Below are 16,667 nucleotides of genomic sequence, written 5' to 3'. Positions count from 1 at the left end.
TCTCCCCTCATCTAGTAAAAAAGCTGCGGCCATCCCATAGACCGCAGCCAAAAATCACTGCAATATAATATTTCAAATTATTGCAAAAGGCTCAATACCCCATTAGGAGACTGATTTGCCTGCGCCAGCATGGACTGGGATGCCTGCTGCAGCAGATTGTACTTTGCCTGCTCCATAGCAACCTTGGCTATATCCGCATCCCGCTGAACAGACTCAGCCGCAGTTGTATTTTCCTGCATGACCACAATATTATCCTGAGTGTAATCCAGCCTGCTGGACTCCGCCCCCAGCGTAGTGTTGGCATTCAGCAAATATTTTATTGCCTGGTCAACATCGGCCAGAAAATCATTGGCTCTCTCCCTGCTACTGACACATTGGTCAACATCCAGCTTCACCTTGCGATTCGGATACTGCCATACTTCCTCTTTCCACTTTGCCTTCTTTTCAGCATCGCTGAGCGTATCATATCCCTTAGGCCACTCCTCCGGATAATCAACCTCCTTGGGATCAATATCCCAGCAGGAGCTGGCTGCCGGGAACAACATGGAAAGTGTTGTATTTGGCAGGGAAACCTTCACATTACGGCTGCTCTTGTCATCTGTGTGCAAGTACAAGTTCTGTTCCGGCTTGTAGCCCACATCCTCCTTCATTTCGCCCATCAGGCCGTTTTTCATTATAAGAGCCAGATTGCTATCCTTCTTAGTGATAGATAACTTACCTGTATCCGCATAATAATTAAGCTTAATAGTATGCCTGTCTGCCAAAGTTGTAGACGTATCGGTAGATGATGGCAAAGAATTTCCTTTGGCTCCCTGGGTAACAGCATTAACACCATTAAAAATAGCTTCTCCCAAAGATGCTTCCAATGTTGGAACATCAGTCACATCTTTCACGCCTATTACATAGCACAAAGGGTGAGGAGTTCCACTTTCTCCTTCATAAAGATTAGATGCACTTGTTGATGCATCAAACATAACCGTCACAAATTGGTCACAACCACCGCAGTCAAAAGAAAAACCGAGGCCATCCAAGTCCTCAGGTACATTGGCAATCGCACTACGGAGATCACTTAAATCCACTTCCGTTATATAGCTATAATCATTAAATGTATCCGTATTGAAATAAGACAGCTTGCCAGTAAAAGGATTTATCTCTACCCGATATGACTTGCCCGGATAATAAGGCGTATCAGAAACAAAATCACCAACACTCAGCGTAGTGTCAGGATTATGAATCTGTGGCAAAATACCATCATAAACATTGGTTGTAGTACCTACGTCACTAGGATTAGTACTTCCAGGGGGATTTGCCACACCATGTACTTCTATCAGGGCACCACTATCATTATCAAAGCGATAATGACCAGTTGAATCCGCATACACAGTATGAACATTGCCCCCTGCATCATACACCAGATTCCCAGCTGCTGGAATTACCGTCAATTGACTTCCTGGCGTAGTACCCGGTTCATACAACACACTGGAATGAGTAATTTCCACATACTCTCCCTGAGGCACGTTATAGTCACCTGTTGCCGCCTGCTTCAGCACAGGTATATTATTCCGATTGACCTTATAAGGAGCATCTGCATCAAACCACTTAATAGTTTCAGAAACCATCTTCTGATTAAGCAGTGAGATACCATTAAACTGTGTATTCGCTATATCCTCTGACTGGTCAAGCAGCTGGGACAATTCCTTCTGCAAATTGCCCCTGTCCGCATCCGTATAAGTACTATCCGTAGCACGCAGGGCAATAGTCTTGACCTGTTTCATAATATTTACCTGCTGGTCAACAGCTGCCGAAGCAGTATCAATCAAATCCTGTCCCTTGGCCGAATTCTCCTTGCACTGCCCCAAAGCACGAATCTTTACACGCATCCTTTCAGATATGCTATAACCGGAAGCATCATCCCCGGCCGAATTCAACCGCATACCGGAAGTTGCCTGCTTGATAGTCTTGCCAAGCTTGCTGGTATTGCGATTAGTTTCGTTCAAGGCAGACATAGCCGCCATATTATTAAAAATTACCATTGCATTCACTCCATACCATAAGGTTGTCACCATACATTTTTAGTATCGGAAGAACATTGGAAATTATTAATAGTTGCAACAAATAAAATTTAACAGGATAAATTTCCGCCCTCACAGACAACCATGCATCATTGCCAATTCTCCATACAGATTCTCTACGTTCCTGCAATACCCGATGCCATCCATCAATGGTGATTCCTGCACCATGCCACGCAGTTCCCGATGCAGGCAACGCAAAAGCTTTTTGTCCTGTGCCAGCCCGGCTGCCAGGCCTGCATAATCATCCTTATTGTCCGTTGCCAGCTCAGTCAATCCAAGATTGCTGAGAAAACTGAGGCCAAACCGTGTCCCATGCCGCTTTCCATACAAGCTCACAACGGGCACCCCCATCAAAAGTGCCTCAACAGTAGTCAGTCCGCCGGTATAAGGAAATGTGTCCATCGCTATATCAATATCACCGTACTCCTGCAAATAATCCGCTGAAAATCCCCGCAGCTCTATTCGTTCCACAGGCAACCCCAGATGGCATAGCCTGTCATTTGTCCAGTGCCTGCCTTCTTCAGAATCAAAAAGCTTGTGCTTCAGCACCAGATGGCTGCCAGCACATCGCTTCAATACATTCTTCCACACCAGCAGCATTTCATCCGTTACCTTGCTAAAATTATTAAAGCAGCCAAAAGTAATATAACCATTGCGCTCCCACGCCATCTGCTCAGCAACAGCTGGAAAATCTTCAAAAAAAACATAGCAAAAATGAGTTTGCGGCAAGCGAAGCAGCTTCTCGCTAAAAGCCGGATGCACCGCAGACGGACTGCAATACACATCTGACAAAAAACCATCCAGCGGCATGCCTGTACTGTTAAAATAACCAAGCCCTGACAAAAGCACAGGAGCCGGACGATAAGCCAATACCGGCAAACGATTGCCCTTGGTATGGCCTGACAAATCCACCAGCACATCAATTTCATCCCGGGCAATCTGCAAAGCCACTTCCTCATCCGCTAAACCTGCAATAAGTCTTGTGGCATCCGCCCACCCCTGCAGCTGTCTGGTCACGCTATCCTCCTCAGCATTTGCCCTATACAAAAAGACCTGAAACCTGGAACTGTCATGGCATTCCAGCAGCGGCCGCAAAAAATACGCCACAGGATGACAGCGTATATCCGCTGACAAATACCCGATGCGAAGCCTGTCATGATGATAAATATTTTTTCCATGCCCTGGTAACTCAAAAATCTCTATATCCGAAAGCAATGTTCTATATCCATCATACAGCTCCAGCCATTTTTCCGTGGGAAAATCACTGCAATAATTAGCCGCAAAAATGGCATTGCTGTATTCCTCCCGCCTTTTTGGAATATCCACTTCAAGGCTTGCAGACTGCAAAAAAGCCTCCACCGCCAGCCTGCAATCCCCCAGATTGACCAGTGCTTCTCCCAGCAGGCTCCAAGCTTCAGCTATCATGGCTGTATCGCTTGCACTACGCACCTCTATACGCTCTGACACCTGCAGCAAATCCTGCAAAGCCATCATCTCCTGCACATAGCATCCCAGCCCACGGAGTGCATACGCCCTAAGTAAAAAAGGCCTCAGCCAAACCAGCGGCCATTGCCCCACATCCGCCAATAAATCCATAGTCCCCTGATAATCCCGCTGCTGAAACCTGTCCAGGGCCTGCTCATATATATTTTCGTACAATACTCTCTCATTTTTAGCCATTCAAAATCCTCAACGAACTACCCGGCAGCCTCATATTCTCCTATTACCACATACCAGCATGCCACTATTATTACTTCGCCAGATACCGCTGCCAGATAAGCCGATACCCCTGCTGCAGCTCCTGCATATAACCAGCCTTGTCCATCACAGGTGAAGCCATAAGCATATTGCGTATCCCTAGATGCAATGCCTCCAAAAGTTCCATATCACCTGCCAGCAGAGCAGCTTTTTCGATATATTCCTCAACACTGGCAGCACAGCACGCATCCAGCCCGATATTTTTCAGCAGGCTGATACCAAAATTTCCACCGTGGCTGCCATCCCCCAAGGTAATGACAGGAACCCCCATATAAAGCGCATCGCAGGTAGTTCCCCCGCCCGGATAAGGAAAAGTATCCAAGGCTATATCTATGTCATAATACTCCGTCAAATACGGCTGCGAAAAACCACGCAGCTCAAAACGCTCCTCACTAATTCCCAGGGACAGCAGCTTCTGACGCACCAGCTCCCTGCCCTCGCGGTCCCCCAGCAGACTGCACTTCAGCAACAACCTGCTCTCCGGCAGCCTGTGCAAAATATCTGCCCACACGCAAAGCACCGTATCATTGACTTTGGTGAAATTGTTAAAGCTGCCAAAGGTAATATAGCCATTTTTCCTGCAAGGAGCTCCCTGGAGATCAGGCATCTCCGCCAAAGGCACATAACAGAAGTGCGAATGAGGCAGCACCAGCAGCTTCTCCACAAAACAATCACTCTCAGCTATTCTGGCTTCCTCCGAACCTACGCAGCTTTCACCACTCATACTGTCACAACTATCTGTTATCAGATACCTGTCTGACAAAAAATAATCCACTGACGACAGTCCTGTAGTAGCAAAATAACCAATACCGCACATCTGCACAGGAGCCGGCTTGTACGCCAGAATAGGCAGGCCGTTATTCTGGGAATGACCTGCCAGCTCCACCAAAATATCTATTTCCTTGTTATAAATCACTTTAGCTGCCTGCATGGCATCCAGCCCTGAAAGATTGCACCAAAAGTCAGTATGTGCCTTGATATATTCCGTATATTTATCCTCCGCAGGAGAATTGCTAAAGCAATAAACCTCAAACGCATCCCTGTCGTAGCAGGTAAACATCGCCCAGATAAATAGCAAAACCACATGCTGGCGAAAATCCGGTGACAAATATCCCAGCCGGATTTTTCTGTGCTGCTGATGCAGCCGCTTGTTGTGCCGGAGCTGTCTCACATTTCCATATCTGTCAAACAACCTGCCATATCCCAGATGAGCCTGCAGATATTCCCTAGGCGGCATAAACAGATAATGGGCATTAAACAGATAATTGCTGTACTCCAGCAGCCTGACAGGAAAATCCTCCACCACCCGGCTGCTTTGCAAATAACAGCTGCACGCCAGTTGGGAAAGTCCATAAAATTTGTAGCCATGTGCCAGCAGATTTAAAATGCGTTCCTTGATATCTGCATTAACCTGCCAATAGCTGCTATCCTGAGCAAAAAACACCTCTCCCCTGCCGGAATCAACCTGAAAATACTCCTCCAGCAAAGACAGCATCTCAAAGCAACGACCCTGCATCCAATATATCCGCGCCTGCAAAAAGATGCTATAAGGCTGTTCCCCTGCCGCTGACAACCTTGCCAGTGCCTCATCAGCACGCAGCATATCACCGGTTTCTATCACGATTGCAGCATTTATCTGTACCAGCTCCAACTGTATCTCCTGCCAGCCATCAGGCAAAACAGCTTCCTGTCCCTTGCCACCAGCCGCAAGCCGGCAGGCCGCCAAAAGCTCCTGGCACAAAGCATCAGCCTTTACCAGCTGATTACCTTCCATATATAAGTCCAGCAATTCCTTTTGCTGCCAAAAATCCTTACCAGCCAAGCCACACGCACCTCCCAACTGCCTATCCTACGGTCAGTGGCAATACATCTATAAAAGCCCTTCCTGTGCCAGCAGCCTGTCTATTGCTGACTGCACCATGCGAAAACTGATTGCCCTGCTGCATTCAAATTCACGTTCCGTACCGGCATGATACGGACAGCCATCCTTCCAATCCACCCGTATATCGTTGTAGCACCCATGGCAAACCATTTGATTGGTTACACGGTGAGGAGTATCAAACTCCCCTAAAGGCAAAGAAAAGCCGCTTATCAGCACTACAGGCACATCACAGGCATAAGCCAGCCAGGAAAGCCCGCTACCAAGGCCAATAAAAAAATCAGCATACGCCAAAAGATTAATCCGCTCCATCAAGGGACGCATCCCTGTAAAATCCTCTGCCCCGGCAGGACATTCGATTAAATGCCCCCCTGCTAGAACCTTGTTAGCACCATCAATGCACAAAACACGATACCCCAGATGCTTCAGATAAGCTATCACCCTCGCCCAGCCGCTGGAATTCAGCCAGCATTTCATTACCCCGGAAGCCTGAACAGCTATACACACATATTTTTCCCTAATCGTCCGCGGCAAAGTCGGCTTATAGATAACCTTTGGGGCATTACCATGCAGTCCCAATATGCTACGGGCAGCCATATCGGGAGTTACCGCCCGGCTATCTGTAGCAATCAGATAAGGCGGCCTCTGAAATACAGCCAGGCAGTAAGCAGCATAACAATCATCTGGAATTTTTTCCACAAGCTCAATATCCGGAAAATAATTGTTCAGCAATTCCTTAAAGCTTTCATTTGGAGGAAATAACGATACCCGGCAATGATATTGCTGCTGCAGCATCCTGATATAAGGAAACAAAGATATTGAATCTCCCAGGGCACCGCCTGCCATAAATACAAAAACTTCCTGATCTTCCAAATCCAGCACATGCTCAAAAACAGGTAGCCCATTCTGCCATACCTCCACCTGCCAGCGGATAAAATATTTTTCCGCTGACACCAAGGTACAATCTGATGCATCATCATCAAAAGCCACCAAACCACTGTCATAATCAGAAATCTTCACATGCCAGTTGCCGACAGGCAGCTGCACCCTTGCCCCGGAATTGAAGTCTATCTTCAGCCCTTCCACATCCGTTTCCAGTTTTACATCACCTGCCGCCTGTTCAAACGCCAGCAATCGCTTTATCTGCTCTGCCTGCAACTCATCACGGCTGATTGTATAATAAAAAATATGCTTCTGCATACTGCCTACACCTCAACACCGTATAGCACATCAACAGCTTCCAATATCCGCTCTGCTCTGTTCGCCCAGCGATGCCGTCTGACAGCCTTGCCGTAAGCACTAACAGCTACAGAAAGCCGCTTGCTCTCGTCAGCCAAAAGCTCATGGATAACCTGCACCTGCTTGTCACCGTTCTGCCAGTCAAACATAAACAAATCCCGCCCAGCTTCAAATTCCTCTGCCAAATAATGGCTGAATTCACTGACTACCACCGCACCATTCAGCATGCCCGTAAATACCCTGTCATGGGCACCGTGATTAAATTCCGCCTGGTCCTGAAAAATAATCTTCGCCTGAGAGGCAATTTCCAAGGATTGTTCATAAGAAACCGGGCCATGCAGTTTCAGCTTGCCTGCAAAAGGCACAATGTCCCAGCCGTTACCAAATACATCCACCGGAATATCATTCCGCGCCAAAAGCTCCACTGCTTTCAGCCTGCGATAAGACTTTATGTACAGCAGCAAGTCCCAGCAGTAGGGCAACATCCTGCGCAAATACTCGTCCCCCTGCAGTCCCCTCGCCTGCAACACATATTTCAGTGCCGCAAAGACACCTTCTGCATTAACTTCCAAATAATCCGCTGTATCGTCAAGAATTTTGGCAACCCGGCTGCTGACACCATTGCCATGCCACTGACGCTCCGTGCCCCCTGCTCCCCATGTACTGGCACTAACAACCACGTCGTAGCATCTTTCCCTGGCAAACACATCTTCAGCATTATCCGATTCCATACCTGCCAATGGCAAAAAAATAGCCTTTCCTGCCTTGTCCGGGTAAGCCAGCCTGACATATTCCTCCGCTGTCTTATCCAAAAGGGTGACAATATGCTTCGGACAATAATCATCAAAACCAGAAACAGCCTTGTTATACGGTGTATCCAGCATAATAGAGACATGAGGCACATCATATTCCTTATAGGTTTTGAAAATTTCCTTTTCTCCCACATTCCAAATCATGCCAAAGTTATTCAGTCCTGCACAAAATGCCACCTGCCTGGCACGCATCAGGTCAAAACAGGCATTCACACATTCAGTATCAGTACAATCACAAAAAGCTACATTTTTTCCCAGCTCCCTGAATCCGTCAGCAAGCCCCATGCTGATGGGCAACAGGCTAGGATGATTGCCTGCCCCCCAAAAAACGATTATATATTTATCCGCGTTTTTCTCTGTCATCATCTTTTCCCCTTACTCTAACGAACTATCCTTCTGATACGCTGCCATTAATTCCCGATAAGATATATCAGCGCTGAGAATAATTCCCTCATGCATTGAACCGCCCCTGACCGGCTTTTCATAATCGCCATACCGTCTGCTCAACACCTCATGATAAAGCTTCGGGGCAGGAATCTGTATGCCCTCAAAAGGCAAATACACCACATCTGCATAATACTCCCTTGGCAGCTGTACACCACTGCCGCCAAAAGTATAGGTGACCACATCTATCATCTCTGATGTGCCAAAATGATTGCTGCAAAATTTCTCATACTCGGCAAATCGCTCCTGCCGTGGCAATGCCAGCAGCCTGTGCAGCAAATCACCTGATAGCCTGGTAGCTGCCCCATTCGCCAAATCATGCTGCAAATTTCTCTCATCCATAATAGTCCGCCAGATTTCCAGCTCAATCTGAAAAATATTATTCTGCCGCACACTGCCATCCGGCACATCATCCAAGGGAAAAATATCCACAAATATTCCTTGATGCATGCCATCATAATCAGGAAATTCAACCGCTGAAGTTCGGCTATCACGAATTTTTGAAAAACCGATCACAAAGCCGTCCGTATATGTATTCTGAAAAACAATGGCTCCCTTATCTCAATGGCAGCAACCTGCTTAAACCTTTCATATTCTGGGCGCAGCATGACAACATCAATATCATCATCCCAAGGAACAAACCCCTGATGGCGCACAGCCCCCAGCAAAGTACCATAATCAGCAAAATATCTGATGCCATGCTTGCGGCAAATCCTGTCCAGCTCCCGCAATATATTCAGCTCGGCCTGCCATACCTTTTTACGATCAGCCGTCACCAGAAAATTGCTCCTGAGCTCATCCTTGTATAAATCCTTAATAACCCAATCCATAAATTATCCGCTTTCCTATCCTAATCACTCACAAACAGCAAGATGTGCCATAAAATACTTCTTATTTTCCTCTGCCGTGCTGGTTGGCCGCCCTAGGTCGATTCTTGCTCCAATAGCTGACCTGACCTCCACAAAGCGCAACCCCTTTGCTCCGGCATAACGCTGCAATACCTCCTGCAGGGACTGCATGTCTCTGACAGAAACCGCCTCATCATAGCCGCACCCTCTGGCAATCGCTGCAAAATCAGCCGTATTGCCAGCCGTCGGCATCCCTCCCACAGACTCATGGGCTTCATTGTTAATAATCACATGGATAAAATTGTCAGGATGCGCCTTGCCGATAACAGCCATAGCTCCCATATGCATCAGCAATGCCCCATCCCCGTCCACGCACCAGATATCCTGCTCCGGTTTCTGCATGGCTATCCCCAGGGCAATAGAAGAACTATGCCCCATAGAGCCTACAGTCAAAAAATCCCTGCCATGCAGCATTTCCTCCCGGACAGCTCCCCCCTGCTGCTCCCGCAGCTCAAAAAGCTCCCGGCTAGCCTTGCCAGTTGTGGACACAATAGGCGCATTGCCCGACACAGCAATAATCTGACGGATAATTTCCTCCCGCAGCAGGGTATAGCTGTTGGCATATTTCAGCTTGCCCTCATACTCCAATGCGCCCTTCTTTACCACCAGCGCCACACTGCCTCCCTGCTGCAGCACATGGCGAAAATCCGCCATACATCTACGCAGCTCCGTCAGCTCCGTCTCCTTGCCCAGCACCATGTAAGGTATCTCCAGCACATCCAGCAGCTGCAATGTAATCTCACCCTGAAAGACATGCTGAGGCTCATCTTTTTGCCCTGGCCCTCCGCGCCAGCCGATAACAAAGATTTCCGGTATGCCATACACCTTTCTGTGCAGCAGCGAAGCCACCGGATTGACAATATTTCCCTCACCGCTGTTCTGCATATAAACCACCGGCACCCTGCCGGTAGCCAGGTAATACCCTGCTGCAACCGCTACTGCATTCCCTTCATTAGCTGCTATTACATGATGCTGTGCATCCGTGCCATAATTATCCATCAGATAACTGCTCAGTGGCTTCAACAGCGAATCCGGCACCCCGGCAAAAAAATCCGCCTCCAAAGCCTCCACAAAATTCTCTACCCTCATCCTGCACACTCCTTCCCTGCCCTCAGCTTTTTTTAGCTGCATCTATCTTCCTGACAAAATCCTTCGATACACGTCCTCAATATATTCTCTGCTCAAAACAACAGGATGATTTTTTAACCTGACCGGATTCACATTATCCGCCAGAAGCCTCACTTGTTCCTCAGCAACATCAACATTTTCTGCAGTGGGCAGCTTCATTCCCCAGTCTTGCAAATGCTTCAGAAGCCAGTCAACATGCTTCTGAAGAAAAAACTTCTCCAGCAAATCCGGCATATCCTCCGCCAGTGCCGCAACACATAGGGCTGCTCCATGCCCATGGGCAATCCCGGTCAAAGCACACATCTTGTAGCACATGGCATGCCCCGCCGTTGTCTGGGTAATATCTATAGCACGGCCTGCCCAATAAGCTGCCGAAAAAAGCTGCCTATACACTGCCAGCTCAGTTTCACCACACGTCAAAGCCTTTTCCCCGGCATCAATATAAATATCGCCATACTTCTGCAGGATAGCCAGTGCCTTTTCTGCATGCAGCCTGCTTTCCCTAGTTCCATTAATGGACCAGCAGGCTTCCACTGCATGACAATAAGCATCTAAAAAAGCTGACTTTTTCTGATAAAGTGGCAAACTAGCCAAGCTGCTGGAAAAATACCAAACCACATCCGGATAAAAAATCTCATCCGTATGGGACTGCTTCTGACCATCCAGATAGGTTACAGCATATCGTGTCGCTTCGCTTCCCGTACCGGCAGTCGTTGGCAACACCAAAAAGGCCGTCTTCCTGCCAGACTCCGCCAAAAGCTTTTTCCGTATGCATTTTGCCACATCAATGGCACTGCCACCACCCACTGCTATCAGCAAATCGCACCCGGCAGCCAAAAATCTGTCACAACCTGCCTGCACCGACTCATATAGAGGATTTGGCTGAAAATCCCCAAAGGAAATCCTCTCTATTCCCTGCTGCACCAGCATATCTGTCAGCACCTGCCAACCAGCCAGCTGCATGGCAGAACCGCCATGCACCAGCATCGCCCTGTGACATCGGATATCCTGCAGCCACCCTGCCACCTCACCTGCGGCAGCCGCTTCTGTCAAAATTTTTGTCCGATGCAAATCAATCACCTCAACCGCCCCTGTCCAGCCTAAATAAATAACTTTAATAAACCTCAATAATCAGCCGGAATCAGCCGGATAATCTCCTTAAATGGCATACAAATATCATCACACTCCAGGGAACGGTGATTGGACAATATGCGCCTTGCCGCTTCCTGCATAGCCGGAACAGCAGCCCGGGTAATCTGATTGGCATAAATGATGACATTTACCCCTCGTGCCGCAAACTCCTCCTCACGCACATGGTTAAAAGAAGTAGGCACCACTACCAGTGGCGTTGCCGCATCCCCCTGACGGAACCTTTCCACAAACTCAAAAATCTCATCCGGTTCCTTTCGGCGGCTGTGGATCATAATGGCATCTGCCCCGGCCTCAGTAAAAGCCCTCGCCCTGGCCAAAGCATCCTCCATGCCTTGTTCCAGAATAAGGCTCTCAATCCTGGCACAAATCATAAAAGAATCCGTCTTCTGTGCCTGCTTGCCTGCCCGTATTTTCTCGCAGAAATTTTCAATGCTATCCTGTGTCTGCTTTACCTCCGTGCCAAAAAGGGAATTTTTTTTCAGCCCCTTTTTATCCTCTATAATCACCATGGACACACCCATGCGCTCCAGTGTGCGCACCGTATAAACAAAATGCTCCTTCAAGCCGCCGGTATCACCGTCAAAGATAATCGGCTTGGTGGTAACCTCCATAATGTCATTGATGGTCTGAAAACGGGAAGACATATCCACCAGCTCAATATCCGGCTTTCCCTTTGCTGTGGAATCGCACAGGGAGGATACCCACATAGCATCAAACTGATGCACTCCGCCCTTTTCGCCTACAGCCATCTTCTCAGCCAGCAGCCCGGTCAAGCCACTGTGGGTTTCAATAGCAGTCACCAGCCCCTTGATATCCAGCAGCTTTTTCAGCCGCGGACGCCTGCGATCAGCCATACCCAGCTCGGCCTTGGTTCTGCCCTCGATTTCCTGATACTTCCTATCCCCGGCATAAGGAAACTCCACCAGCCGTCCGCCATAGGATGCCAGCACCGAAACCACCTCATCCCTGACAGGCTTCTGCAATCCGTTCTGCCAATCATCTCCATGCACAACCACATCAGGCCTGTAGCGTTCCAGATTGTCCCTGTAGCTCAGGGACTGCTGCTCCACCACCTTGTATACGCCTGCTACGTTGGCAAAAAGAGCCATTCTCTCTGCCTGGGGCAACAGCGGAAATCTCTTGTAGCTGGCTACCGCCTCATCTGACAGAACACCTATAATCAGACGGCCATACTGCTGCGCCCTGCGAATCAGAGCTATATGCCCGCTGTGCAGAATATCTGTTGAAAAACACATATAAACGTTACGCCTTGCCAGCTCTGCCAGCCTGCCTGATACTACCTCCAGGTCAGCAGGATTATCAATTTCCCCGCACAACAAATTCCTGACATCCAGCGGCATGAGGCTCAACCTGTCCAAAATCCTGTTCAGGGCATTTTCTGCATAACCCCCCCTGTCACCAGCCTCGCAAAAAGCAGCTATTTCCTCCTGCCATGCCTGCCAAGCCTGCCGGCACAGGCCATATAAAGGCTGTGCTGCCATGGCATTAGCAAAAAACTCTATGCCCACAGCCCGGATACTGCCATTCTCTACCACGGCCTTAAAATCCTTTTCCGGCAGCAGCTGACTTGAGCTGACAGCCATGCAACTCTGCCCCCCGGCTACCTGATCCACCGTTCTCTGCAATACCTCGTGCTCAAAAACCAAATCACCATGCAACAGGATAATATCCTCATCCTGCACCAGCTCTCGTGCCAGATACAAGGAATAAATATAATTCGTTTCCCTATACAATGGATTGTGAACAAAGGAAATCTCGACAGGCAGCTCCAATGACTGGCAATAGCTCTCCAGCACTGCTGCATGAGCCCCTGTAGTAATCACAACCTCTTTTATGCCAACGGCAGACAACTGATTCAGCTGCCTGCTGAGAATAGTTTCCTGCCCGCTGATTTTCGTCAGGCATTTCGGCTGTTCCGCTGTCAGGGCACCCATACGGCTGCCCATGCCGGAATTCAAAATTAATGCTTTCATACCGTTGCCGTCCCTTTCTGCTCTGTCTCAAACCAATTTGCCCGTTCCCTGCGCATTTCCTGCCAATAACGCCCCTGATGATTAAAGGAAGCCGTATGTGCCCTGGCTATATCCATAAAATACCGCAATACATCCAGGTCATAATTCTGCACAAAATCCTTGCCACGCTCCAGAACATACATAGAGGCACCGGTCAAATCAACCGTTCCATCCTCATCCACCGTCTCCCGGGACTCCAGCTGAAACTCGTACTTATCAGTACGAATGCACAGCTTATAGGACTGCCCGGGAAAAATGGAATTGCTGATGACAGATTCCCGTCTCCTGCCGCCAAAAGCCTCTGGCAGATTGCCATCCAGACGATGGGCTGGGGAAAAGCCATGGCAGTGAGCCATAACCTGATAGATATCCAGGGCACTGGTAAGCTCATCGACTATCCCCAGAGCAGGAATGCCGCTGCCCCGAACCATATATGCCCCATTAGTCTGATAATCCCCCAGCAGGCACGGATAATCATCATACACAGAACAGCCATGGTCCGAGTAAAGCTGCACCACATATTCGTCCTCGTCATAATGCGCCTGCAAATAGTCAAACAGCACCCCCAGGCTACGATCTGTATTGCGTATGCCCTGCATATTGGCATCTGCATACAGAGGTGCGTATTTCATGTACACGCTGGCAACCTTTTTCTCCGTGCCAAAAAGCCTCTCATCCAGTGAAAGCCGTGTCTGGCTTGCTAAAGGCACCTGAATAGACTGAATCGGCCATGGGTGAACATCCATAATATGCAGGAATAAAAACTGGTCACATTCGGCAAAGGCCTCCAGCTGCTGAATAGTCCGCTCCACACCCTCATAAGCCCTCATGGCGTAGGAATTGGAAACGAAATGGTCATACCCCCGCACCGCTCCATTATAAATAGCATGACCGCCCCCCATGACATTCACGCAATAATATCCAAGTGCCCCCATCTGCTCAGAAATAGTCCTGATGTACCTGTCCAGCGGCACATGCACATGCTCGGCAAACAGCTGGGAATGATGGGGATACAGTCCTGTCTCAATAGTAGGCAGAGATGGATATGTGTACTCACTGACAGAAAAATACTGGTCAAAGATTATGCCCTTCTGGAAAAATTTCATGGTATTTGGCATCAGGCTGTAGTTTCTTTCCTTAACCGCCTTCCAGCTGAGGGCATCCACCAGAATATTCAGTACCACCTTTTTCCGCTTCGGGCTATGCCCCAGCTGCACAGGTTTTCCCACGACAAAAGCCTGTGGCGATTTTATCGACACAGGTTCAGATATCTTATAATAGCTGTATTCATAGCGTCCCAGCACTGCACTATAGGATTTTTGACTGGTACTTATGTCCAGCTCCTGGCTGTCCGTATTACCGGCAATAGGCAGGATATACTCCCTGCCACGAGGATCAAAGTCTAAATGTGACAGCTCTTTGGCTCGCATAATATCATAGACGAAATCTGCCCCATAGCCGTCCATAAACTCCGGCAGCTCAGCCTCCCTGGCTAATAGCTGTCCCTTGGCATTAAGTATCTCCTGATTGACATAGGCACCTACCCAGTAGCCATAGCCCTCATCATCAAAACTTTCAGGAATAAACTCCCCTGCCAGGGACACTTGCTTTTTTTCCAGGCTGCCATTATTCAAAACAGCCTTGTTCAGCAAAAATGGCGCAAAATTGCCAAGGCTGCCAGCCATCGTCACCGCAGCCAGGATTTCCCCATCATGTATGTCATCCAGCTGCAGCTCCATGCCGATGCCATAAAGAATATTGATATGCGTTAAAAATCTATTTCGCTCGACAAGATTGCCCAGCTTTTCATAGCACTCTGCCAAAAGCTGCCAGATGACCAGATTTACCTTTCGCTTGTGAAAGGCACTCAGGGCAAAATCCAGGGCAGCCTGATAATCGCCATAGGCAAAAGCAAATCTGGCTGCAAAAATATCTACATGCTCAGACTCAGGATAAAGCTGACGATACTTGTCCAGCAAAGCCAGAAATTCATCATCATAGGCATTATCCTCCAATTTTTTTAGCAGCTTTTTAAAGGTTGCTAGCCCTTCTTCCCCCTCCCGGGGCCAAAAAGCCACATCTACATTTTTTATCTCCATAAAATCCTACCATTGCAAAAATATTGTTGTCAGCGGATAATCAAGCTATTCAATTGTGCTTCAATGCATACAGCAAGCCAAAATCTGCCATCGGCAGCTTGGCTGCATAGGCAAGTGCCTGCTCCTTCTCACCAGCCGACAGACACACATACGCCATATTTCTGAGGGTAGCAGCATCGCAGCCATCCAGCTGCAAGGCAGCCGACAAAAGATCAAAGGCAGACTGGTGGTCATTCTCCTGATAACATGCCCCGGCAAAAATATTCAGCAGCTTCACTTTCTCACACAGGGAAATCGCTTTTGCCAGCACCTTCTCCACCGTGCTGTCCACATCGAAGCCTGTCTCTGCTATATTCCCATCAGCAGCCTCTGCATTTTCCTGTTCTTCAACAGCAGGAACCTTGCTCGCCTGTTCATCTGTTAATACAAAACTCTCCTGAGGCACTTCTTCTGCAGGCTGAACCTGCTCCTGACCGGCAGCCCTGCTCTTTTCCAGCATCCTGCGCAGCTTGGCAAGAGCTTCCACCGCAGACGGCTTTGCCGCATCAGCCTCAGCCTGCTCCCTTTCCGGCTGCCTGTCAGCCACCTCCGGCATGCCTGCTGCCACATCCAGGGCAGACTGGATATCACTGGTTTCCGCCAGGAACTCCCTCACCTGAGGATACTGTGCCAATACATCGGCACTGCCATAGCGTACCGGTGCCAGCACCTCCTGCAAAAACTCCCTGTCCTGCTCAGCCAGGCCAGCACCGGCATTGGACAGGACAAATCCTGCAATCCTGATGCCGTCTTCCCGGCGCCCCTCGCCAATGCAGATGGCAGCCAGCAGACTCCTCGCCCTGAGGCTGCCGCTATCATAGGTCAGCACGTTATTTACCCATTTAGCAGCCCGTTCATAATCCCCTGTACGGAAGTAGCAGACAGCTCCCCAGTACATAACATCCGCATCAATCTTTTTATTGGCAGCAATCTCTGCCATTACATCCATTGCAGCCACATAATCCTCTGTATCCATCAGCTGCTGCATCTCCGCCTTCAAATCCCTGAAAGCTGCATCCTGTGCCTCAGCCTTTTTCTGCATGCGCTTGTTGGCAATCCGATTTTTTATCTTAGCCATGAATAATCCCCCTAAAAATATTTTCT

At 48.6% G+C, this 16,667-nt stretch carries 12 protein-coding genes and 1 pseudogene; all 13 read right to left on the bottom strand.

Annotated elements, in window-relative coordinates; all coding sequences use genetic code 11:
• Window positions 1-77: 77 nt before the first annotated feature.
• Window positions 78-2,033 carry a flagellin gene (locus FYJ84_RS02475; RefSeq protein ID WP_205764062.1) on the bottom strand — a complete coding sequence of 652 codons (1,956 nt, stop codon included), beginning with the start codon at window positions 2,031-2,033 and terminating at the stop codon, window positions 78-80.
• Window positions 2,034-2,144: 111 nt separating this feature from the next.
• On the bottom strand, window positions 2,145-3,752 hold the full coding sequence (locus FYJ84_RS02470) for an O-linked N-acetylglucosamine transferase, SPINDLY family protein (RefSeq protein WP_154405781.1): 1,608 nt from the start codon (window positions 3,750-3,752) through the stop codon (window positions 2,145-2,147).
• 70 nt (window positions 3,753-3,822) lie between these two features.
• Window positions 3,823-5,652, bottom strand: a complete 1,830-nt coding sequence (locus FYJ84_RS02465) for an O-linked N-acetylglucosamine transferase, SPINDLY family protein (protein WP_154405779.1) — start codon at window positions 5,650-5,652, stop codon at window positions 3,823-3,825.
• A gap of 48 nt (window positions 5,653-5,700) precedes the next feature.
• A complete protein-coding gene (locus FYJ84_RS02460; protein ID WP_154405777.1) occupies window positions 5,701-6,909 on the bottom strand; it encodes an autotransporter strand-loop-strand O-heptosyltransferase in 1,209 nt (402 codons plus the stop codon).
• Window positions 6,910-6,914: 5 nt separating this feature from the next.
• Window positions 6,915-8,123 (bottom strand): glycosyltransferase family protein, encoded by a 1,209-nt coding sequence (locus FYJ84_RS02455; RefSeq protein ID WP_205764061.1) that lies wholly within the window; start codon window positions 8,121-8,123, stop codon window positions 6,915-6,917.
• A 12-nt stretch (window positions 8,124-8,135) separates the two neighbouring features.
• The gene (locus tag FYJ84_RS14760; protein WP_328596309.1) at window positions 8,136-8,720 is read right to left on the bottom strand and encodes a LicD family protein; all 585 of its coding nucleotides are present in this window, start codon (window positions 8,718-8,720) and stop codon (window positions 8,136-8,138) included.
• Complete coding sequence (locus FYJ84_RS14755; protein ID WP_154405771.1) at window positions 8,717-9,034, bottom strand: LicD family protein; 318 nt, start codon at window positions 9,032-9,034, stop codon at window positions 8,717-8,719. Before FYJ84_RS14755 ends, FYJ84_RS14760 begins: the two co-directional genes overlap by 4 nt.
• 24 nt (window positions 9,035-9,058) lie before the next feature.
• Complete coding sequence (aepY, locus tag FYJ84_RS02440) at window positions 9,059-10,201, bottom strand: phosphonopyruvate decarboxylase (RefSeq protein WP_154405769.1); 1,143 nt, start codon at window positions 10,199-10,201, stop codon at window positions 9,059-9,061.
• A gap of 42 nt (window positions 10,202-10,243) precedes the next feature.
• Window positions 10,244-11,320, bottom strand: a complete 1,077-nt coding sequence (locus tag FYJ84_RS02435; RefSeq protein ID WP_205764060.1) for an iron-containing alcohol dehydrogenase — start codon at window positions 11,318-11,320, stop codon at window positions 10,244-10,246.
• A gap of 44 nt (window positions 11,321-11,364) precedes the next feature.
• Window positions 11,365-12,648: a phosphoenolpyruvate mutase gene (gene aepX / locus FYJ84_RS14570; RefSeq protein ID WP_235901328.1), complete on the bottom strand. Its 1,284-nt coding sequence runs from the start codon at window positions 12,646-12,648 to the stop codon at window positions 11,365-11,367.
• Between the two features lie 342 nt (window positions 12,649-12,990).
• Window positions 12,991-13,386 (bottom strand): annotated as a pseudogene (locus FYJ84_RS14565) (phosphocholine cytidylyltransferase family protein); the annotation flags it as partial.
• Window positions 13,383-15,524 (bottom strand): sulfatase-like hydrolase/transferase, encoded by a 2,142-nt coding sequence (locus tag FYJ84_RS02425; RefSeq protein ID WP_154405763.1) that lies wholly within the window; start codon window positions 15,522-15,524, stop codon window positions 13,383-13,385. The gene FYJ84_RS02425 and the pseudogene FYJ84_RS14565, both read right to left, overlap by 4 nt.
• A 49-nt stretch (window positions 15,525-15,573) precedes the next feature.
• Complete coding sequence (locus FYJ84_RS02420) at window positions 15,574-16,641, bottom strand: CDC27 family protein (protein WP_154405761.1); 1,068 nt, start codon at window positions 16,639-16,641, stop codon at window positions 15,574-15,576.
• Window positions 16,642-16,667: the final 26 nt, after the last annotated feature.

Origin of the sequence: Anaerovibrio slackiae (genome assembly GCF_009695585.1) — a bacterium.
Lineage (GTDB): Bacteria > Bacillota > Negativicutes > Selenomonadales > Selenomonadaceae > Anaerovibrio > Anaerovibrio slackiae.
This window is presented reverse-complemented; position numbering and strand designations above follow the sequence as displayed.